This window comes from Kordia aestuariivivens, from assembly GCF_014397005.1.
GTDB classification, from domain to species: Bacteria; Bacteroidota; Bacteroidia; order Flavobacteriales; family Flavobacteriaceae; genus Kordia; species Kordia aestuariivivens.
The window spans coordinates 99,070-120,030 of record NZ_JACGWS010000004.1 but is presented as its reverse complement, the minus strand read 5'-3'; the positions used below and the strand labels follow the sequence as shown (position 1 = coordinate 120,030).

Genomic DNA, 20,961 nt, shown 5'->3' with positions numbered 1-20,961 from the left:
CTCAGGAATGACAAATTACTCATGATTCATAAAAGCAACCGAATGACACGCCACAATCGCAGCGGTTTCGGTACGTAATCGTGTGTCGCCCAAAGTTACAGGAATGTAGTTGTGTTGAAGTGCTAACGCGATTTCTTTGGTTGAAAAATCACCTTCAGGACCAATTAAGATTGTCACATCTTGTTGTGGTTGTAATGCTTCTTTTAACGATTGTTTTTTATTTTCTTCGCAATGTGCGATAAATAACTGAGTATCTGAATGTTCCTTTATAAAGTTTGAAAACGAAATTGCAGGTTTCAATGCTGGAAAATAGGCAGTTAATGATTGTTTCGTTGCCGATTGAATAATTTTTTCAAAACGTTCCGCTTTAATCACTTTTCGTTCCGAATGATCGCAAATAATAGGCGTAATCGTATCAATTCCGATTTCGGTAGCTTTTTCTAAAAACCATTCATACCGATCGTTCATTTTTGTAGGCGCAACTGCCAAATGCAATTTGTAACTTTTTGGTTCTTGAAATTCATGCGATATAATTTCAATGACACAATTTTTCTGATCAGCAATTGTAATTTTTGCCGTAAACACGAACCCTTTTCCATTCGTAATATGCAGCACATCATCTTCCTTTTTACGTAAAACGCGTACAATGTGTTTACTTTCTTCTTTCGAAAATGTAAAGTGTTTTGTTTCGGGCGTTAATTCTGGTGTGTAAAAAAGTTGCATGTAGAAGTCTTGAATTTTGAATGCTAAATTATGAATTATAAATGTAAACTTTGACTCCGCTCAGCTTACGCGTTTATTTTTTCTAAAAATCTCAATACTTAATACTAATAGCTAAATACTAGATTTTAATTCTCGAACTCGCAGAAATAGATGCGTCCACGAAATCTTCTTGTAAATATTTTAAATAGCCAACAATTCCAATCATGGCTGCATTATCAGTTGTGTATGCAAACTTCGGAATGTGTGCTGTCCAACCGTATTTTTGTTCACCATCTTTCAACGCTTTTCTAATTGCGGAATTTGCAGAAACACCGCCACCAATTGCAATGGTTTTAATGCCAGTTTCTTTGGATGCTTTTTTCAATTTATCAATAATAATATTCACAATCGTGTATTGAATAGACGCGCAAATATCCACTAGATTTTCTTCAATGAAATTTGGATTTTCTTTGACTTGTTTTTGAACAAAGTATAAAATAGCCGTTTTCAATCCTGAAAAGCTAAAATTTAAACCTGGCGCTTTCGGTTTTGGAAACGGAAACGCTTTCGGATTTCCTTCACGAGCTAGTTTGTCAATAATTGGTCCCGCAGGATAGGTCAATCCTAAGATTTTCCCGCTTTTATCATATGCTTCACCAACGGCATCATCTAGGGTTTCGCCAATGACTTCCATATCAAAATGATCTTTTACCAATACAATTTGCGTATGTCCGCCAGAAATGGTCATTCCCAGAAATGGAAATTTCGGAATAGATTGCGCTTCATCTTCAATAAAATGAGCTAAAATATGTGCTTGCATGTGATTGACTTCAATCAACGGAATGTTCAATCCGAGCGACAACGACTTTGCAAATGAAGTTCCTACAAGTAAGGAGCCCATTAATCCAGGTCCGCGTGTAAAAGCTATTGCTGTTAGTTGTTTTTTGTCGATATTTGCAATAGTTAATGCTTGATGAACAACTGGAACAATATTTTGTTGATGTGCGCGTGAAGCTAATTCGGGAACAACGCCTCCATACGCTTCATGAATTTTTTGATTTGCAACAACATTCGACAACACTTTCCCGTTCTGTAAAACAGCGGCAGAGGTATCATCACAGGATGATTCAATTGCTAAAATATATACATCTTTTGTGCTCATAAATTTTAAAAGGCATAAAAATTGATATAAAGTCACAAAGATATGCTAAACATCGTGTTTTGTATTGTTTTTTTTATGAATTTGCAGTGTTAAAATAGCATATAATCTAAATAGAAAATATCATCAAAAAAATCTGGAAAATAATCAAGCGTGTATTGGTAGCAATTTTGCTATTCTTTCTCTTGTTGATGATTTTATTTTCGATTCCAGCTGTGCAAACTGCTCTTGGGCAAAAAGCTACAAATTGGTTAAATGAAACGTATGACACAAACATCAATATTGATCGTATTGGTTTAAAGTGGAATGGCGATATTTCATTGAAAGATATCTACATTGAAGATTACTTAAAAGATACCTTAATTCATGTAAAAGCATTGGAAACTTCTATTTTAAGTTTTAACAATGCAATTAATAGTAAACTTGAATTTGGCACCGTAAATATTAAAGGACTAACCTTGAATATCAACACTGAGAAAGATTCAATAGATACTACATTGGATGTTTTTATTGCCAAACTTGATTCTGAACCTTCAGACGGAACACCTTCTGGTTTTTTATTGACGACTTCAAAAATGAAATTGTCTGATGGTAAATTTAGATATAAAGATCAAAATAATGAAACACCTGATATGCTCGATTTTACAGAGCTTTCAGGAACAGTGAAAGATTTTAAAGTGCAAGGACCAAATGTATATGGAGACGTTCGGGGATTGACATTTTTAGATAGTAATGGCTTGCGTGTAAACGAAATGTATTCAAAATTTCAATATACGTTGACACAAATGCGTTTTGATGAATTAATTGTCAAAACAAAAGGTTCACGCCTGAATGGAGTCGTTGTTTTTGATTACGATCGAAAGGATTTTGCAAATTTTTTAGATAAAGTAAAAGTCACCGCAACATTTACCGATTCCGAACTAGATTTTAGCGAGTTGAATTATTTTTACAACGAATTTGGAAATAAAAAAGGAACATTCAATACGGAGATAAATGGTGTTTTGAATGATTTTACGACGAAAGATTTCAATTTTAAATCGCCAAGTACACTTGTCAAAGGTGATGTTAGATATCAAAATTTATTCAACTCAAAAAGACCTTTTTATATGAAAGGTGATTTTGATCGGTTTACGTCTAATTATTATCAATTGTCTGCTTTATTGCCAAATATACTAGGGAAAAACTTACCGACATCTTTAAATAAATTGGGACAGTTTAACCTGCGTGGCGCTACTGAAATTACAGAAACTGAAATTACTGCCGACGTTCAAATTGATACCGAAATTGGAAGTGCTGAATTAGATATAAATATTAAAAACGTAATTGACAATATCAATGCTTCTTACGAAGGAGAAATCATATTAGAAGATTTTAATCTTGGAAAATATATCGAAGATGAAACTGTTGGAAAAGTCTCGCTTGATGTTTTTGTTGATGGAAAAGGATTTACCGAAGAAAGCTTAAATACGGAAGTTGTTGGAAAAGTGAGTAAGCTTGGCTACAATAATTATGTATACAAAAACTTGAATGTTTCTGGAGTTTTAAAAGATCAATTGTTTGATGGGAGTTTATCTTCAAAAGATCCGAATGCAAAATTTAATTTTCAAGGATTGGCAAACTTTGCCGGTGAGATTAACGAATTCCGTTTTCAAGCTTCTATTGATTTATTGGACTTATACAAGCTTAATTTTGTTGAAAGAGATAAAACTTCTATCCTAAAAGGTGATGTTGTGTTGGATGTTGTTGGAAATAATATTGATAATATGGCAGGAGATATTTTCTTTAAAAAAATATCCTACACCAATCAAAATGCAACGTATGCATTTGAAAACTTTAGCGTCAATTCTGAGTTTGAAAAAGATATTCGAACGCTTACGGTAGATTCTCCAGATATTATTGGTGGAACGGTTACAGGACGTTTTCATTTTGACGAAGTCATTGATTTAGTGCAAAATTCTGTGGGAAGTATTTATGCGAATTACAGACCTATTGAAGTGCTTCCAAATCAGTATTTAACATTCAATTTTAAAATCTATAATAAAATTGTAGATGTGTTTTTACCAGAGGTTGAAATGTCTAAAAACACATCACTTCGTGGAAGTATTATTGGTGATGAAAATAAATTTAAACTTACGTTTAAAACACCACAAATTATAGCCTATGGAAATACGATTGACGATGTAGAAATTCAGATTGATAATAAAAACCCAGTATTTAATACGTATATAGAAATTGCAGGATTGACCACAAAATGGTATGATGCGAAAGAGTTCAATTTGATTAATACAACGTTGAATGATACGTTGTATTTTAAAACAGAATTTTTAGGCGGAAAAGGATTTGAAGATATTTATAACTTAAGCTTTTATCATACGATTGACAGCACAAACAAATCAGTTGTCGGAATCAAAAAATCTGATGTTTCTTTTCGTGGGAACAAATGGTTTATCAATGAAGAAAATAACAGAAAAAACAGATTTATTTTCGATAAAAAACTCGATTCTATTTTCATTGAAAAAATCGTGATGAGTCATGAAAATGAAGAAATTGATTTGGAAGGACAACTTTTCGGTGAAAACAATAAAAACATAAACTTACAATTCATCAATGTTGGTTTAGAAAAAATTACACCATCTATTGATAGCATTCGCTTGGGCGGAATCGTGAATGGAAAATTGGACATCAAGCAAATTAATGGCGGTTATGTGCCAAAATCGAATTTAGGAATTGAATCCTTAGAAGTAAATGACAAATTGCTTGGAGATTTAACGCTGAACATTTCAGGCGATGATCGTTTGGAAAAATTTGATGTCAATACAAAACTGGTCAGCGAAACTATTGAATCTTTAGTTGCGATTGGAACTATTGATGTTTCGGGAGACATAAATACGATTGATGTAGACGCAACGATTGATAAGTTTGATATTTCACCATTTAGTGCGCTTGGTGAAGATGTCATCACTGATATTCGAGGATTGATTTCAGGAAAAGCAAAAATTGTTGGAGACCTCAACAATCCAGCAATCAATGGAGAATTGAGTATTTTGGCAGGCGGATTGTACATTCCTTATCTCAATGTAGATTTAGACATGGCAAACAGTTCTATTGTAAAACTGTACGATCAAACATTTGAATTTGATGATATCACCATTTTAGACACACAAGATTATACCAAAGGACAACTCAACGGAACCATTAAACATACTTCTTTTGACGATTGGTTATTAGGTCTATACTTAACTACCGATCGTTTATTAGTATTAAACACGGAATTTGATGAAGAAGATGAAGAAGAAATTTTATACTACGGAACAGGCTATATAAGTGGAGAAGCTTGGATTACTGGTCCAACGGATGAATTGACAATAAAAGTTGCGGGAACTACGGAAAAAGGAACATCTTTAAAAATTCCAATTAGTGATGTGGCTTCGGTTGGAGATGCATCTTTCATAAAATTTGTGTCAAAAGAAGAATTCTACGATCCAAAAAGTCAAGATGGGAATACATTGGATGATTTCAAAGGATTAGAATTGGAGTTTGAATTAGATGTGACACCAGATGCTATCATTGAAATTGTAGTTGATAAAAAAGCGGGAAGTACTATTAAAGGAAGTGGTTATGGAAGTATATTAATGGAAATTAATACCAATGATAAATTCAACATGTATGGGGATTTTATCACGGATACGGGAGAATACAACTTTAAATATCGTGGCATTATCAATAAAAAATTCACTGTAAAACCTGCGGGAACTATAAATTGGGATGGTGATCCGTTCAAGGCACAAGTAAATGTAGAAGCAGTCTATAACTTACAAGCAAACCCTGATGTATTATTAGACAGTCCTACTTTCAACAAAAAAATACCAGTAGAAGTTGGCATCCGATTAAGAGGCGATTTAATGAAGCCAGAACCTGTATTCAACATCTCGTTCCCAACAACACAAGGAGTTGCAGAATCTGAATTGACAGACTTTTTACTAAATGATGATGACAAACGAAGATTGCAAGCCTTGTCTTTATTATCGCAAGGACGCTTTGTAAATGACGTAAACATCAATCAAAATGCATTGACAGGAAACTTAATAGAAACTGCAACAGGAATCATTAATGATGCACTTTCAGGGGAAGGAAACGGAAAATTAGATATTAATTTAAATTACAGTCAGGCAGATCGTTCTAGTCAATTTAACTTAGATGTTGCAGATCGACTTGGGTTAACGGTTTCTAGTCAAATAAGTGATAAAATCACTTTCAATGGACAATTGGGAGTTCCAGTTGGTGGTGTTACACAAACAGCGATTGTTGGTGATGCAGAAATAGAAATTTCATTAAATGAAGATCGTACTTTCACTGCGAAAATCTTCAACAGACAAAACCAAATTCAATACGTAGGCGAAATTCAAGGATTCACGCAAGGAATTGGATTGTCGTATCAAGTTGACTTTGATACTTTAAAAGAATTGGTCGATAAAGTCTTCAAAGGCAAAAAGAAGATGGCTGAAGAAAAGAAGAAAAAAGAAGAAGAAGAAGCCAAAGCGGGTAATGGTATTGTCGGTTTCTCAACAAAGGAAGATCTCAAAAAAGAAACTACAAAAAAAGAGGAGCAAAAGAAAACCGAGAAGAAAGAAAAAGATAAGGAAAAGGAAAAAGAACCTGATTCTAAAAAGGATGAAAAAGGCAACTAAACTTCAAGGTATCTAAAACGAAGAATACTAACACTTACGTACTTAAAATTTTCAAGCGCATCTTCAACGCAATTGAAAAAAAACACTCGGCAGAAATCTTGCCAAAAAAAATATCAAAAAAGAGACTGAATTGCACTAGAAATTCAAACATTATATATGGTGAAAAACCTATTAATACTGCAAAATCACGTGCGTAAAACGTTAAAATTCTGAGAACTTATTAACGAAAACGTTTGAAATTTCAAAACAATATAAAATTACTGTGAAGCGTACTATGAAATCAAAATAAGTTTCCTAGCTTTACTTTTCAAATTAAAAATTGCATGCAACATAATATCAAAAAAATAGGCGTTATGACCTCTGGAGGTGATGCTCCAGGAATGAATGCAGCGATTAGAGCTGTTGCTAGAGCTTGCTCATATTACAACGTAAAATGCGTTGGATATTACAGAGGTTATCAAGGAATGATAGAAGGTGATAGCGTTGAACTTACAGCACGAAGTGTAAAGAACATTATCAGTAAAGGTGGAACGATTTTAAAATCGGCTCGTTCCAAAGATTTCAGAACCAAAGAAGGAAGAAAAAAAGCGTATGACAACCTTAAAGAAGAAGGTGTAGAAGCTATGATTCTTATTGGTGGTGATGGAACTTTTACTGGAGGAATGATTTTCAGTAAAGAATATGACATTCCTGTAATCGGAGTTCCGGGAACGATTGATAATGATATTTTTGGAACAAAATTTACCATTGGATACGATACTGCACTAAATACAGTCGTTGAAGCGATTGATAAAATTAGAGATACTGCAAGTTCACACAACCGATTATTCTTTGTAGAAGTAATGGGACGTGATGCTGGATTTATTGCCCTAAACGCAGGAGTTGGAGCAGGAGCAGAAGAAATTCTAATTCCAGAAGAAGACTTAGGATTAGATCGATTATTAGAATCATTACAACGCAGCCGAAGAAGTGGGAAATCATCCAGTATTGTAGTGGTTTCTGAAGGCGATAAAATTGGTAAAAATGTCTTTGAATTAGCAGAATATGTCACGGAGAATTTACCAGACTATGAAGCGCGTGTATCTGTATTAGGACACATGCAACGTGGAGGAAAGCCAACATGTTTTGATCGTGTATTAGCAAGTAGACTTGGTGTAAAAGCTGTAGAATTGATCTTAGACGGACAAACCAATGTAATGGTTGGAATCTCAGACAACAAAGTACTAGTTACTAGTATTGAAAAAGCCGTAAAAGGTGAACACAATATAAACAAAGAATTATTGAGAATATCAGATATACTATCAGTATAAATTAACCAAGAACAGTAAGAAAAAAGAAAATAAAATGACAACATTAGGAATTAACGGATTTGGAAGAATCGGAAGAATAGTATTTAGAGCAACCTTAAAGAGAGACAATGTAGATGTAGTTGCCATCAATGACTTATTGGATGTAAACCATTTAGCATATTTATTAGAATACGATTCTGTTCATGGAAGATTTGACGGAACAATTGAAGTAAAAGATGGAAACCTTGTTGTAGACGGAAAAACAATTCGTGTTACAGCAGAAAGAGATCCAAAAACATTAAAATGGGATGAAGCAGGTGTTGATGTAGTAGCAGAATGTACTGGAATTTTCACAACATTAGAAACGGCTGATTACCACATTCAAGCAGGTGCAAAAAAGGTAGTAATTTCTGCTCCTTCTAAAGATGCACCAATGTTTGTAATGGGCGTAAACCATACAGAAGCAACAGCAGCTGACAATATCGTTTCAAACGCTTCTTGTACAACAAACTGTTTAGCGCCAATGGCGAAAGTATTAGACGATAACTTCGGAATTGAAGAAGCATTAATGACTACAATTCACGCAGCAACGTCTACACAATACACAGTAGATTCACCATCAAAAAAGAACTTCAGATTAGGTCGTTCAGCAATGAACAATATCATTCCAACCTCAACAGGAGCTGCAAAAGCAGTTGGGAAAGTAATTCCTAAACTAGACGGAAAAATTACAGGAATGGCTTTCCGTGTACCAACTGTTGATGTATCAGTAGTAGATTTAACAGTTCGATTGGAAAAAGAAACATCGTACGAAGAAATCAAAAATGTTTTCAAAGCTGCGGCTGAAGGAGATTTAAAAGGAATTTTAGGATATACTGACGAACCAGTAGTTTCTCAAGATTTCGTAAGTGACGATCGTACAAGTATCTTCGATGCTGGTGCAGGAATTGAGTTAAACTCAAAATTCTTCAAAATCGTTTCTTGGTATGACAATGAGTTTGGATATTCAAACAAATTAGTTGACTTAGCAGTATACGTACACAATTTATAATAAAAATATAAAGTAGCACAGTACATTTCGATTTCATTCAATGTATTGTGCTGCCTTTTTTAAGAAACATTCCCAAGAAATAGGGAATTTATTTTTATATTCATCACATGATTTTAGTAGTAGATAGTGGTTCCACAAAGTGCGATTGGATTGCCGTGGACAAAGATGGAAATCAGTTATTAGACAAGCTTCGTACAAAAGGATTAAATCCTGCGATATTGACTGAAAAAAAACTCAAAAAAACCATCAAAAAAAGTAAAGAACTTTCGGCACATCGTCATACAGTAACACATGTATTTTTCTATGGCGCTGGTTGCGGAACGGAAAATCCACGATTGTTATTAAAAGGCGTGTTGGAAGAATTTTTCCCAAATGCACTCGTTGAAGTTAACGAAGATACATTGGCAGCTGTATATGCTACTATTAATGATATTTCTGAAGCTGCAGTAGTTTGTATTCAAGGAACAGGTTCAAATTGTAGTTACTATGATGGAAAAATATTGCATCAGCGTGTAAAATCTTTAGGCTATAGCCTAATGGATGATGCAAGTGGAAACTACTATGGAAAACAGTTAATTCGTGATTACTACTTTAACAAAATGCCGCATTCAATACGTGTAGCATTTGAAGAAAAGTATAATCTTGAAAGTGATTATATCAAATACAACTTGTACAAACAACCCAATCCAAATGCATACTTAGCAAACTTTGCAGAATTTATGTTTCTAAACAAAGATTCAGATTACATTCTTGAATTGATCAAAAAAGGATTCCGTCTATTTGCAACGAACATGATTATGCAATTCAAAGAAGAACTCAAAACAGTTCCTGTACACTTTGCAGGATCAATTGCGTTTTTCTCTGAAAATGAAATTAAAGAAGTTGCGAATGAAATGGGCTTTACCGTTGGAAACTTTGTCAGAAGACCCATTGACGGTTTAGTAGCTTTTCACACCAATGCGTTGAAAAATAGCTAGAAAATTTTAAATTTTAAATGTTGAATATTAAATGTAAAATTAAATTTTTCAACATGCCAACATACCAACAACCAACAACTAAGAATACACTCTATTTTCTTGTTCTGATACACAAATAAAAGTTGTGCGCTTCGACAATTCTTTCAATCGTGGCGCGCCAACATACGTACACGTACTACGAATTCCACCTAAAATATCTTGAAGCGTATCTGCAACGTGACCTTTTAAGGGAATTTCCACTGTTTTTCCTTCGGAAGCTCTATATTCAGCAACACCGCCAACATGTTTTTCCATTGCGGTAGCGGAACTCATTCCATAAAACTGCTTGAATTTTTCACCATTACGTTCAATCAATTCACCGCCACTTTCATGATGTCCTGACAACATTCCGCCAAGCATCACAAAATCTGCACCAGCACCAAATGCTTTGGCAACATCGCCAGGTGTAGCACATCCGCCATCAGAAATAATATGCCCGCCCAAACCGTGTGCAGCATCTGCACATTCAATAATTGCCGAAAGTTGCGGATAACCAACGCCCGTTTTTACACGCGTGGTACATACCGAACCTGGACCAATACCAACTTTTACGATATCTGCGCCAGAAAGAATCAATTCTTCTACCATTTCGCCTGTCACCACATTTCCAGCAATAATTACTTTATCAGGAAACTGTGCGCGTGCATTTTTTACAAAATCAACAAAATGTTGCGAATAGCCATTTGCTACATCAATACAAATAAATTTAAGTTGCGGATGTATGGAGAAAATGAGTCGTAATTTTTCGTTGTCTTTCTCGCTAGTTCCCGTACTTACAGCAATATGTGGAATATAACTTGGTGGAATAGAAGCAATAAACGAGCTCCATTGTTCAATAGTATAATGTTTATGAATTGCGGTAAATAATTGTTTAGAAGCTAATGCTTTTGCCATTTCAAACGTTCCTACCGTGTCCATATTGGCTGCCATAATAGGAATTCCTGTCCATTCGTATGAATTATGTAGAAATTTAAAAGTTCGTTCCAAAGAAACTTGCGAACGACTTTTTAAGGTTGAACGTTTTGGGCGAATCATAACATCTTTAAAGCCAAGTTTTAATCCACTTTCAATGCGCATACTCTAAGGTTTATAGGTTTTAACTAAAAATAGAATTTTTTCATGAAAATGAATTCTATTTACGTGTTAGTTTTTCAAAGGTTATTAACAGAAATATATGAGGATCATTTACAAACACGCATCCCAAACAGGATCTTTGGGTAATGGCGCAATAATTTCTAATTGTTCTTTTTGTACAGGATGCGTAAATACTAATTTTCGTGCGTGCAAATGTATGCTTGCATCTTTATTGCTGCGATCAAAACCATACTTAAGATCGCCTTTTATTTTACAACCAATTGAAGAAAGTTGCGCTCTAATTTGATGATGTCTTCCTGTATGAAGTTGAACTTCTAATAAAATATAGCGATCTAATCGTTTCTTTACTTCGTAGTCTAAAATTGCTTTTTTACTTCCTTCAATTTCTTTTGAAAAAGCCGTCGATTTGTTATTTTTTGGATTTTTCCGAAGCCAATGTGTTAAGGTATCTTTTTCTTTTGGCGGTTCATTCTTTACAACTGCCCAATAGGTTTTTTTAGCTTTTTTCTCTGCGAATAACGCATTCAATCGTGGTAAAGCTTTTGAAGTTCTTGCAAAAACGATAATCCCCGTAGTGGGTCTATCTAAGCGATGTACAACGCCTAAAAACACATTTCCAGACTTGTTATACTTTTCTGCAATATATTCCTTTACAACATCGCTCAGTGGTTTATCGCCTGTCTTATCACCTTGTACAATATCGCCCGCACGCTTATTGACAATAATGATATGATTGTCTTCGTAGAGAACTTGGAGATTGTTTTTTGTAGAAATTATTTTCAATGGCTTGACAGGTTTTTACTGAAGTGTCGAATACAGTTTTAAAGTTTAAAAAAAATATGATTGGATAAACGCGTTTCTCGATACAATTTTCTTCATTACATTCCAAAAATCACTCTAAATGACGCTTTACTAATAATAAGAATTAATTTGACTCATAACTCATAACTCATAACTCATAACTCATAACTTTAATACTGTTCCTTATCATTCGGGAAATCAACCGCTTTTACATCTGCGGCATATTTTTTAAATGCATTCGTCATATCTTCATACATATTCAAATAGCGACGTAAAAAACGTGGATTAAATTCGTGCGTCATTCCCAGCATATCATGCGTAACCAATACTTGTCCATCCACACCATTTCCAGCGCCAATTCCGATCACAGGAATCGTAAGACTTTCAGCAACTTCTTTGGCTAACGCAGCAGGAACTTTTTCCAATACCAACGCAAAGCAACCAGCTCTTTCTAGCATTTTTGCATCTTCTTTGAGTTGTTCAGCTTCTTTATCTTCTTTTGCACGAACCGTATACGTTCCAAACTTATAAATCGATTGTGGCGTTAAACCTAAATGTCCCATTACAGGAATTCCAGCATTCAAAATACGCTTAATAGATTCCTTGATTTCCTTTCCACCTTCAACTTTTACAGAATGTCCGCCAGATTCTTTCATAATTCGAATTGCAGAACGCAAGGCTTCTTTCGGATCCGATTGATAACTTCCAAATGGTAAATCAACAACAACCAATGCTCTTTCAATAGCTCTCACTACAGATGATGCATGATAAATCATTTGATCTAGCGTAATTGGTAAGGTGGTTTCGTGTCCTGCCATTACATTACTTGCAGAATCGCCAACGAGAATCACATCAATTCCTGCGCCATCAACAATTTTAGCCATTGTAAAATCATAAGCGGTCAACATGGAAATTTTTTCTCCATTGTTTTTCATATCCACGAGTGATTTTGTGGTCACTCTCTTGTATTGTTTCTTTGCGACTGACATATATAGAATTTTGTAAGGGCATAAAAATAATATAAATAAGCTCGTGTTTGAGGACGATACGCTAAATTATTTTAAAATAAAGCACTAATTCTTCATATGAACTTAGCAATTTAGAGCTGTGAATAACTGTATATCCGCAAAAATAATAACATTTTTTTGCTGATTTAAAACTTTTTTAATATATTTGTTTAATATTTTTATGAAAAAGTTAAACAAAAGTAGTTAGTTGGTAAAGTTTTTCAAAAATGTTATTTACAAAGTAAGTAATGCTATTCATTAAATATAATTTGATTTTAGACAAAGTAGAGTCAATTATTTTTAACGGTATACAAAGCTTATTGTTAGCTGAATTGAATCCCAGACATTTTACATGTAATTTGTAAAGCGTCTGGGATTTTTAATCTGTAATGATTCAATCAATTCTCATCTGCTGTTAACTGTTGAATTTTAAATACCAAATTGTTTCTTCGCGATTGACTTATATATGATGGTTTTCTAATGTTTAAAAGTAAAAACAATGTAGTTGTTAGTGGTTTGAAAATTCTCTTTGTTTTACCAATCTACGTGTATTTATACGGTATTATAAACAGGTTTTTATACGCTATAAATAACAAATATTTGTATTTACCTTTAAGTGTATAACCAATAATGCAGGATCGCATTATATAAAAACCATACATTATGAAAATTTTATTTGATAGATACGGACAACAAGTTCAAGTACAACTTAATAAAAAAGATCGATTAACAGGAATGTTTAATACTCTTGATGAAGCTGGGTATGTGTATGATATTGCCGCTGGTGCTTTAAGTAGTAGTGCATTAGCTGGCTATGATGTCTTAATACTAACGACCAGAATGGATAATCCATTTGAAACTGATGAACTAGCTGCAATTACTGCTTTTGTGAAAAACGGAGGTGGACTTTGGTGTATGGCTAATCATTCTGGATTTAATCTTGGAAATATTAACAACAATCATGTGCGTTATACTGGTTCGGTATGTTCTACATTTTGGTCAGCTTATGAAGCTGCGGCATATAGTAGTACAGATCATGTAAATAATGAAGTAACCCTTACTGGAGCGAACTTATCAGATCATCCTACAATTTCTGGAAAAGACGGTTGGCCAATTGTGAGTGGAGGTAGCTCTACCCAAGTAGACACCATTGTTACAAGAAGTTTTTGTGCTGTGTATACGAACGCTTTTACTGATACTATTACTTTGTTAGAAAATCTCGATTATGTAGAGAATACACAAAGTAAATTGCCTATCACCAATGGTGTTATGTGGAGTATTGGACTTAGTAATGCTGAAAGTGTTGGAAGTGGAAGAGTTGTCATTTGTGGTGATTCAGGTTGGTTAGGAGATACAGATAGCAATTGGCCTGGACCAGGAGAATATCAAAACGGAGATAATGCACAATATATGTTGAATACGGTTACTTGGCTGAGTGGAGCGTAAAAGCAAAGTGAAACGCTATATTTTTAATGATTGTTAGAATTATTCTTTGATTGGAATCCAAACTTCTTCCTGTGAATTTTCATCCATTGGATTATAGCTTTCGGGCAACACTTCAAAATGCGGTCTGTTGTCTAATTCGTAGTCTGAATTTGGCAGCCATTCTGCAAAAATATAATTTGCTAATGCAGGAAAACCTTGTGGCAATCCTTTATAGATAAATACTGCGTACAATCCGGATGCAATTGTTAGCGTTTCCATTTCGTCAGGAATAACATCAAAATCAGTTACTTCAGTCATGGCAAACTTTGTGAATTCCGTTTGCGGATTGAAATTTTTAAAATAGGAAGTATCATCATACACTTGAATCGAATACAAATCCGTTCCAATGGAGTTTTTGACGGTTTTTCTATTTTGCATGAAACTTCTCCAAAGTAGCGGCGTCGAATTTTCTATTAAAGACATTCGAGTTGATTTCCCGATGAGTTTCTTCTGCGGAAGCATTTTTATTGTTGGTTGTTGTTTCATAAATCTTTTCGTTTTCCAAAATACCACATTAATATACTTCCAGTGACAAACATCCAAATAGAATATGCTACAACAGGAATGCTCATTTCTAAATTATTTAAAATTGTGGTGGCAATTACAATGGCGAGTGTTCCGTTTTGAATGCCACTTTCAACGGTAATTGATATGGAATCTTTTAAGTTTAACTTAAATAGGCGAGCGGTTAAATATCCTAATGACATCGTTGCAATATTGAGTACTAAAGTAACCAACCCGACTTGTTTCATGGCGTCTCCTAAAAATTTTAAATTTGCGGCAACTACTGCGATAAATATTAAAATGAAAATAACGGTAGAAGCTGTTCGCATTGGCTTTTCCATACGAGTGGCAAAAGCTGGTTTTGCACGACGAATCAGCATTCCTATTGAAATTGGAATGACAATAATGACTAAAATTTGAAGTATGGTATCTAAAATTGGTAATTCAATCACGACATCAGTTCCGCTTCCAAAATAATCAAGTGCAAACGACAAAATAAACGGAATTGTTAAGATGGTCGCAAAACTTACAATGGCTGTCAACGTTACTGATAACGCAATATTTCCTTTGCAAATCTGTGTGATTAAATTACTTGTGGGTCCACCTGGCGCTGCGGCTATAATCATCAATCCGACTGCCATTGTAGCATCTAAATCGAACGCAATGGCTAATAAAAAACCAATAATGGGTAAAAACAGAAGCTGGTTTACGATGCCAATAAAAGCTGCTTTTGGATATTTTGTAATTCGTGTAAAATCTTTTGGAATCAAGGTCATTCCCATACCAAGCATGATAATGCCGAGCGATAGTGGAAGTAAAACTTTGGTTAATAATGTTGTAATCATTGGTTGGTTATTAAAAAAAAACAATGTAGTGATAATAAATGAAATGAATTTTTGAAGAATGTTATCTTTTATTACATTTTTAAAAAATCGGAAAAGTAAACTGTAAGCTAAAACTATGATTAGATGGTTGTAATGAGCTGTTTTTTAATAGGTTAATATTCCAGCCGTAATAAAGAGTTATCCAGCCTATCATGGTGATTCCAACTTTAGGCATCAATCGAATTTGCGAATCATTATTAGAAAAAAGGTAATCAGTCCCAATCTGAGCGGAAATCAAAGAAAAGCTATTTTCATACGCTAATTTTATACCATATACATCTTGTCTATTGAGACGTAAATATTCAACTCCAGCGCTTATATATTGAAAACGCATCGCAAAAGCACCAAAGCCAGGATCTTTTTTGGGAAAAGAGCTGAGCACATAGCTCGCTTCCAATTCTAGCGTTCGTAATGAATTAAAAGAAACTCTGTAACCATTTATATTGTCCCAAGGATTTAATTGGAATTTTTTCTTTTTAACTAAAGAATCATTCTGTACTTGCGCGTTAGCTGTGAAGCTTATCAATAAAAAGAAAAGAATGTATTTTGGCATTTGAAGTTGTTTTATATTACAATTAACAAGGTGGGAAATAATAGGCAAATGCGGTAACCCACGTGAATATTATGGATAGCATTGTTCCAATTATTATAAACAGATGTCTGAATCTAAATAAATTGAATTTATTTCTAAAGTAATAACTGTCTAGAACTGCTAAGATGATTCCTGTTGAATAAAATATATTCATGAAAAAGCCAAAAATGACAATTCCAACAATTTCAGTTATAGAAAAATATGGAGGCCCAATGCTTAACAGTGCTAAAACTCCATTAATACCAATGATAATATTAAACCAAATTCGTTTCTTTTCCCACCAAACTATTGTTTTTTTTAAAACTGAAAAATCTAGTTGTATATGTTCGCTCATAGCTAAAGTTTGAAAAATCTTAAAAGTATCGTAAATCTAGCCAGATTTTAGAAAAATAAAGTTAATTTACTTCAAAATTCACAATCATGATGCGATATACATTCTTACTATTTCTTATAGCTAGCTTTGGCTTACATGCACAAACGGACGACGAAACCGCTGCAAAACAAGCAGTTGTTCAGTTCTTTGACGGATTTCACAAAAAAGATTCTGTATTGATGCAAGAAGTCGTTCACAAAGATCTCATACTACAAACCACATTTACCAACAAAAAGGGAGAAGCCGTTTTAAAAAATCAAGATGCAACAGGTTTTATAAAAGCGGTTGTCAGTAGAGCTGACAGTCCAATATGGAAGGAAAAAATACTTTCGTATAGTGTACAAGTTGATGGAACCATGGCAAATGTTTGGACACCTTATGAGTTTTGGCTCAATGGAAAGTTTCTACATTGTGGCGTGAATTCGTTTCAACTTTTCAAAGACAATGGAACGTGGAAAATTATCTATCTTATTGATACAAGACGTAAAGAAGGTTGTCAGGAAAAGTAAAATTTATTCTTTCATTCTTTTCATAACCCACGTATGTGGTGTAGTCACAGCAAAAAGGATTAAAAATAGTACGGCATTAAAAAGTTGTTCTTCCATAAAATAATATGCAACAACTAAACCTGAAATACTTAGTAACCAATAAAAAAAAGCAGCTTTAAAATAATTAGCGATGGAATGTTTATTCTTACTGCCAAACAAATAATGAATTTGATCAGTTATTGATGGAATACTATGCCAAAAAACAAAATAGACGGCAAATCCAAAAATTAATGTTCCAGTTTTAAAAACTAAAAATAAAACAAATAGGTATAAGAATTCTTTCAAATAATTTAAGTGTAAAATATGCTTTTTATAATGTGCATACAATAGGCTTGTAGCGAGTGTGCTAATAGCAATAACAAAAGAAATTTCGATCAATAGTATATCGATCGTATGATTTGTTAAGTTTGATACGATCGAATTTACATCTGAAACATTTACATAAAATAGCAATGTGAAGATTACCAATCCGTATGCAATAAAAATAATAGTTTGCAGCCATTGATCACTTGAAATTTTCTTTTCTAAATGTTGTTCTCCAAAATGGTATGCGCTCAATACAATGAATAATAATACAGAAGTAAACGGATGAATCCAGAAACTTACCACACACAATGAGATAAGCAATAGATATAAAAAAAGTGATTTTATAAAGTTGTTTTTTTTAAGTTGCTTCTTCTGTAAAATATTCAAATCATTTGCGCCGTGAATAATTCCCAATGAAAGGACAAAAATATAAGCAATAGTATCTTCTATTACCTGTCCAAATTGGATGCTTATCCAAAAGAGAAAAAAGGTAACAATAATCATAAAGTCTTGATAGTCTACATTCAAAACACTTCTCATATTCACCAAAGTTAATAACTTTTTTTACTTTGTTTATCTTTTTTTTGAATAAGTTAAACATTTTTTTGTATTTTCGTTTAGGTTTAACTCAAAAACCTTAAACAAAGTATTAACTAATTAATCAAACCATTATGAATTATTTATTAAATTTTCCGCTTGTTGCAAAAGTAGCAACAGACGATTATGTAGGATTCACATTCTTTGTTGGATGTATGGCAATGATGGCAGCATCTGTGTTCTTTTTCCTTTCTATGAACAGTTTTGACAAGAAATGGCGTACATCAATCTTGGTGTCAGGTTTAATCACCTTTATTGCAGCAGTCCATTATTGGTACATGCGTGACTATTGGGCAGCAAATATGGAATCACCAACGTTTTTCCGTTATGTAGATTGGATATTGACAGTACCATTAATGTGTGTTGAATTTTACCTAATACTAAAAATAGCTGGCGCGAAGAAAGCACTTATGTGGAAGCTTATTTTCTTATCAGTTATTATGTTAATAACAGGATACATTGGAGAAGCTGTAGACATTCCAAATGCTCAAATTTGGGGATTAGTTTCAGGGATCGCGTACTTTGCTATCGTATACGAAATATGGCTTGGAAGTGCCAAAAAACTCGCAGTTGCAGCTGGTGGATCAGTACTGCAAGCCCACAAAACACTTTGTTGGTTTGTACTAGTTGGTTGGGCAATTTATCCAATTGGATACATGGCAGGAACTCCAGGATGGTATGATGGAATTTTTGGAGGACTTTCGTTAGATGTCGTTTATAACATTGGAGATGCTATTAATAAAATAGGATTTGGTTTAGTTATCTATAATCTAGCAGTTCAACAGACTGAAAAAGCTTAACTCTTATCTTACTACTTAAAAATTAAAAAGTCTTAGAATTTCACTCGAAATTCTAAGACTTTTTTTAAGTTCAAATAGGATATAAACTGTATATTTTATAAGTCTAAAAAACCAACAATTCAAGTTAGTCCAAAAGCAAAGCGTTTCTAAATTAACAATCTGCCAAATTCACACCAACGGCCAATCCACCTTCGGAAGTCTCTTTATACTTAGAATTCATGTCTTTTGCAGTTTCCCACATGGTACTAATCACTTTATCCAACGGAACTTTTACATCTTCAGGATTTGTTTCCATGGCTAATTCGGCAGCATTAATGGCTTTAATTGCGCCCATCGAATTTCGTTCAATACACGGAACTTGCACCAAACCACCAATAGGATCGCAGGTCATTCCTAAGTGATGTTCCATGGCAATTTCAGCAGCAATCATTACTTGTTCTGGCGATCCGCCATATAACTCTGTCAATGCGCCAGCTGCCATGGCAGAAGAAACACCAATTTCCGCTTGGCAACCGCCCATAGCGGCAGAAATAGTGGCACCTTTTTTGAAAATACTTCCAATTTCACCAGCAACTAATAAAAAGCGTTTGATATGTTTAAAATCTGCATTGTGGTTTTCAATCACCATATAATACATTAATACAGCAGGAATCACACCAGCACTTCCGTTGGTCGGTGCTGTAACCACACGTCCTAAAGAAGCATTTACTTCGTTCACAGCCAATGCAAAACAACTTACCCATTTAAAAATTTGACGAAATTTCACTTCCGTTTTTCGAATTTTTTGAAGCCAATCTTGCGGAGAATCATAAGGTAATTCACCTTTTAATTTTTCATGAATATCAAAAGCTCTACGCTTCACGTTTAGTCCGCCAGGTAAAATTCCAGTGGTATGACAACCTGTATACATGCATTCTAACATGGTATTCCAAACACGATGTAATTCAGATTCAATTTCTTCAGGAGAGCGCAACAATTCCTCATTCATTTGTACAATTTGAGAAATCTTTTTTTGTTCTTGATCGCAAAACGCGACTAAATCTGTCGCTTTATTGATTGGAAAAGGAAAAATACGAATTGGATGATCGCTATCAGAATGACTTTCTTCTTCTTTCACCACAAATCCGCCACCAATAGAATAAAAAGTAGATTCATATACTTTATGATCAGCAATGGCACTAAATGTAATCCCGTTTGGATGAAATGGTAAAAAGGTTGAATTGAATATAATATCCGTTTTTGGCGTAAATGGAATATCTTTCTCTTGATTGAATGATAATATATTATGTTCCTTAATTGTATTCACAATTGTTTGTATACTTTCTGTCGGAATGGTTTCTGGATCAGCACCATACAAGCCAAGTAAAACAGCTAAATCTGTTGCATGCCCTTTTCCTGTCAAAGATAAAGAACCATACAAATCAACTTGAATAGAAGTAATAGCATCAAAAAGATTTGCTGCCTTTAATTCGGTAATCCAATTTTCGGCGGCTCTCCAAGGTCCTAAAGTATGCGAACTTGAAGGTCCAACGCCGATTTTTAGCATATCGAAAACACTGATAAATTCCATAATATTTGAGATTACTTACTTGCTGTAAATATAATTTTATTGTTTGATATTGATCAATCTTTTTTTGATGTTGTTAAAGTTATTTTAAAGTTGTAGGAATTCGCTTCAAACTTGCGTAAATTTAAGTAATACACATATTAAGTTTTTTATGTTGTATTTAAAGATAATTAATATGTGTGTGTTTACTAATTATTAATTGAACTCACTAGGAGTTCGCTTTAAAATCATTCATTATGAAAAATAAAAAAACGAACAGAAAACTGAACTTCAAAAAAATTAAAGTTTCAGAATTAGGAACATCAAGTATTAAAGGTGGCGGATCATTATTTACTTGTTATTGTTGTACATCTGATCACTGTCCAAATTCGGAAGATCAATGTGAAACCATTAGAGGGAATACTTGTTTTTGTTAACCTTTAACTACAATTTTTAAGAAATGCTGACATCATGTCAGCATTTTTTTGTTGGCATAGTCATTGTCTTATGGTATACAG

At 33.8% G+C, this 20,961-nt stretch carries 19 protein-coding genes; 8 read left to right on the top strand and 11 right to left on the bottom strand.

Features of this window, described 5'->3' with window-relative positions:
• Positions 1 to 15: 15 nt before the first annotated feature.
• Together H2O64_RS07945 and tsaD are read right to left on the bottom strand one after the other, a co-directional pair.
• Positions 16 to 723 (bottom strand): 16S rRNA (uracil(1498)-N(3))-methyltransferase, encoded by a 708-nt coding sequence (locus H2O64_RS07945; protein WP_187561653.1) that lies wholly within the window; start codon positions 721 to 723, stop codon positions 16 to 18.
• 118 nt (positions 724 to 841) lie between these two features.
• Complete coding sequence (gene tsaD / locus H2O64_RS07940; RefSeq protein WP_187561652.1) at positions 842 to 1,864, bottom strand: tRNA (adenosine(37)-N6)-threonylcarbamoyltransferase complex transferase subunit TsaD; 1,023 nt, start codon at positions 1,862 to 1,864, stop codon at positions 842 to 844.
• Between the two features lie 188 nt (positions 1,865 to 2,052).
• Here tsaD and H2O64_RS07935 point away from each other — a divergent pair, with 188 nt between their 5' ends.
• From H2O64_RS07935 to H2O64_RS07920, 4 genes are all read left to right on the top strand, one after another.
• On the top strand, positions 2,053 to 6,549 hold the full coding sequence (locus H2O64_RS07935; RefSeq protein ID WP_235982806.1) for a translocation/assembly module TamB domain-containing protein: 4,497 nt from the start codon (positions 2,053 to 2,055) through the stop codon (positions 6,547 to 6,549).
• 323 nt (positions 6,550 to 6,872) lie between these two features.
• Positions 6,873 to 7,859: a 6-phosphofructokinase gene (gene pfkA / locus H2O64_RS07930; RefSeq protein ID WP_187561650.1), complete on the top strand. Its 987-nt coding sequence runs from the start codon at positions 6,873 to 6,875 to the stop codon at positions 7,857 to 7,859.
• A gap of 34 nt (positions 7,860 to 7,893) precedes the next feature.
• The gene (gap, locus tag H2O64_RS07925) at positions 7,894 to 8,889 is read left to right on the top strand and encodes a type I glyceraldehyde-3-phosphate dehydrogenase (RefSeq protein WP_187561649.1); all 996 of its coding nucleotides are present in this window, start codon (positions 7,894 to 7,896) and stop codon (positions 8,887 to 8,889) included.
• A gap of 107 nt (positions 8,890 to 8,996) precedes the next feature.
• Positions 8,997 to 9,866: an N-acetylglucosamine kinase gene (locus tag H2O64_RS07920; RefSeq protein WP_187561648.1), complete on the top strand. Its 870-nt coding sequence runs from the start codon at positions 8,997 to 8,999 to the stop codon at positions 9,864 to 9,866.
• A gap of 78 nt (positions 9,867 to 9,944) precedes the next feature.
• Here the strand turns inward: H2O64_RS07920 and H2O64_RS07915 are convergent, their stop codons facing one another.
• From H2O64_RS07915 to panB, 3 genes are all read right to left on the bottom strand, one after another.
• Positions 9,945 to 10,982, bottom strand: coding sequence for a GMP reductase (locus tag H2O64_RS07915; protein WP_187561647.1), 1,038 nt, complete (start codon positions 10,980 to 10,982; stop codon positions 9,945 to 9,947).
• Between the two features lie 108 nt (positions 10,983 to 11,090).
• Positions 11,091 to 11,783: an RluA family pseudouridine synthase gene (locus H2O64_RS07910; RefSeq protein ID WP_187561646.1), complete on the bottom strand. Its 693-nt coding sequence runs from the start codon at positions 11,781 to 11,783 to the stop codon at positions 11,091 to 11,093.
• Between the two features lie 188 nt (positions 11,784 to 11,971).
• Positions 11,972 to 12,790, bottom strand: a complete 819-nt coding sequence (gene panB, locus H2O64_RS07905) for a 3-methyl-2-oxobutanoate hydroxymethyltransferase (RefSeq protein WP_187561645.1) — start codon at positions 12,788 to 12,790, stop codon at positions 11,972 to 11,974.
• A gap of 681 nt (positions 12,791 to 13,471) precedes the next feature.
• On the opposite strand from panB, the gene H2O64_RS07900 reads away from it, so the two are divergent.
• Positions 13,472 to 14,254: a hypothetical protein gene (locus tag H2O64_RS07900; protein ID WP_187561644.1), complete on the top strand. Its 783-nt coding sequence runs from the start codon at positions 13,472 to 13,474 to the stop codon at positions 14,252 to 14,254.
• Between the two features lie 39 nt (positions 14,255 to 14,293).
• On the opposite strand, the gene H2O64_RS07895 is transcribed toward H2O64_RS07900, so the two are convergent.
• From H2O64_RS07895 to H2O64_RS07880, 4 genes are all read right to left on the bottom strand, one after another.
• Positions 14,294 to 14,779, bottom strand: a complete 486-nt coding sequence (locus tag H2O64_RS07895; RefSeq protein WP_187561643.1) for a GyrI-like domain-containing protein — start codon at positions 14,777 to 14,779, stop codon at positions 14,294 to 14,296.
• Complete coding sequence (locus H2O64_RS07890) at positions 14,776 to 15,642, bottom strand: bile acid:sodium symporter family protein (RefSeq protein ID WP_187561642.1); 867 nt, start codon at positions 15,640 to 15,642, stop codon at positions 14,776 to 14,778. The genes H2O64_RS07895 and H2O64_RS07890 overlap by 4 nt, the downstream gene beginning before the upstream one ends.
• Positions 15,643 to 15,721: 79 nt before the next feature.
• Positions 15,722 to 16,234 (bottom strand): hypothetical protein, encoded by a 513-nt coding sequence (locus H2O64_RS07885; protein ID WP_187561641.1) that lies wholly within the window; start codon positions 16,232 to 16,234, stop codon positions 15,722 to 15,724.
• A gap of 22 nt (positions 16,235 to 16,256) precedes the next feature.
• Complete coding sequence (locus H2O64_RS07880; RefSeq protein WP_187561640.1) at positions 16,257 to 16,607, bottom strand: hypothetical protein; 351 nt, start codon at positions 16,605 to 16,607, stop codon at positions 16,257 to 16,259.
• Between the two features lie 86 nt (positions 16,608 to 16,693).
• On the opposite strand from H2O64_RS07880, the gene H2O64_RS07875 reads away from it, so the two are divergent.
• On the top strand, positions 16,694 to 17,155 hold the full coding sequence (locus tag H2O64_RS07875; protein ID WP_187561639.1) for a nuclear transport factor 2 family protein: 462 nt from the start codon (positions 16,694 to 16,696) through the stop codon (positions 17,153 to 17,155).
• Between the two features lie 3 nt (positions 17,156 to 17,158).
• Here the strand turns inward: H2O64_RS07875 and H2O64_RS07870 are convergent, their stop codons facing one another.
• On the bottom strand, positions 17,159 to 18,040 hold the full coding sequence (locus tag H2O64_RS07870) for a Brp/Blh family beta-carotene 15,15'-dioxygenase (protein ID WP_187561638.1): 882 nt from the start codon (positions 18,038 to 18,040) through the stop codon (positions 17,159 to 17,161).
• Between the two features lie 131 nt (positions 18,041 to 18,171).
• Here H2O64_RS07870 and H2O64_RS07865 point away from each other — a divergent pair, with 131 nt between their 5' ends.
• A complete protein-coding gene (locus tag H2O64_RS07865; RefSeq protein ID WP_187561637.1) occupies positions 18,172 to 18,897 on the top strand; it encodes a bacteriorhodopsin-like in 726 nt (241 codons plus the stop codon).
• A gap of 151 nt (positions 18,898 to 19,048) precedes the next feature.
• On the opposite strand, the gene H2O64_RS07860 is transcribed toward H2O64_RS07865, so the two are convergent.
• Positions 19,049 to 20,467: an L-serine ammonia-lyase gene (locus tag H2O64_RS07860; RefSeq protein ID WP_187561636.1), complete on the bottom strand. Its 1,419-nt coding sequence runs from the start codon at positions 20,465 to 20,467 to the stop codon at positions 19,049 to 19,051.
• A gap of 233 nt (positions 20,468 to 20,700) precedes the next feature.
• Here H2O64_RS07860 and H2O64_RS07855 point away from each other — a divergent pair, with 233 nt between their 5' ends.
• A complete protein-coding gene (locus tag H2O64_RS07855; RefSeq protein WP_187561635.1) occupies positions 20,701 to 20,880 on the top strand; it encodes a hypothetical protein in 180 nt (59 codons plus the stop codon).
• The last annotated feature ends 81 nt before the right edge of the window (positions 20,881 to 20,961 follow it).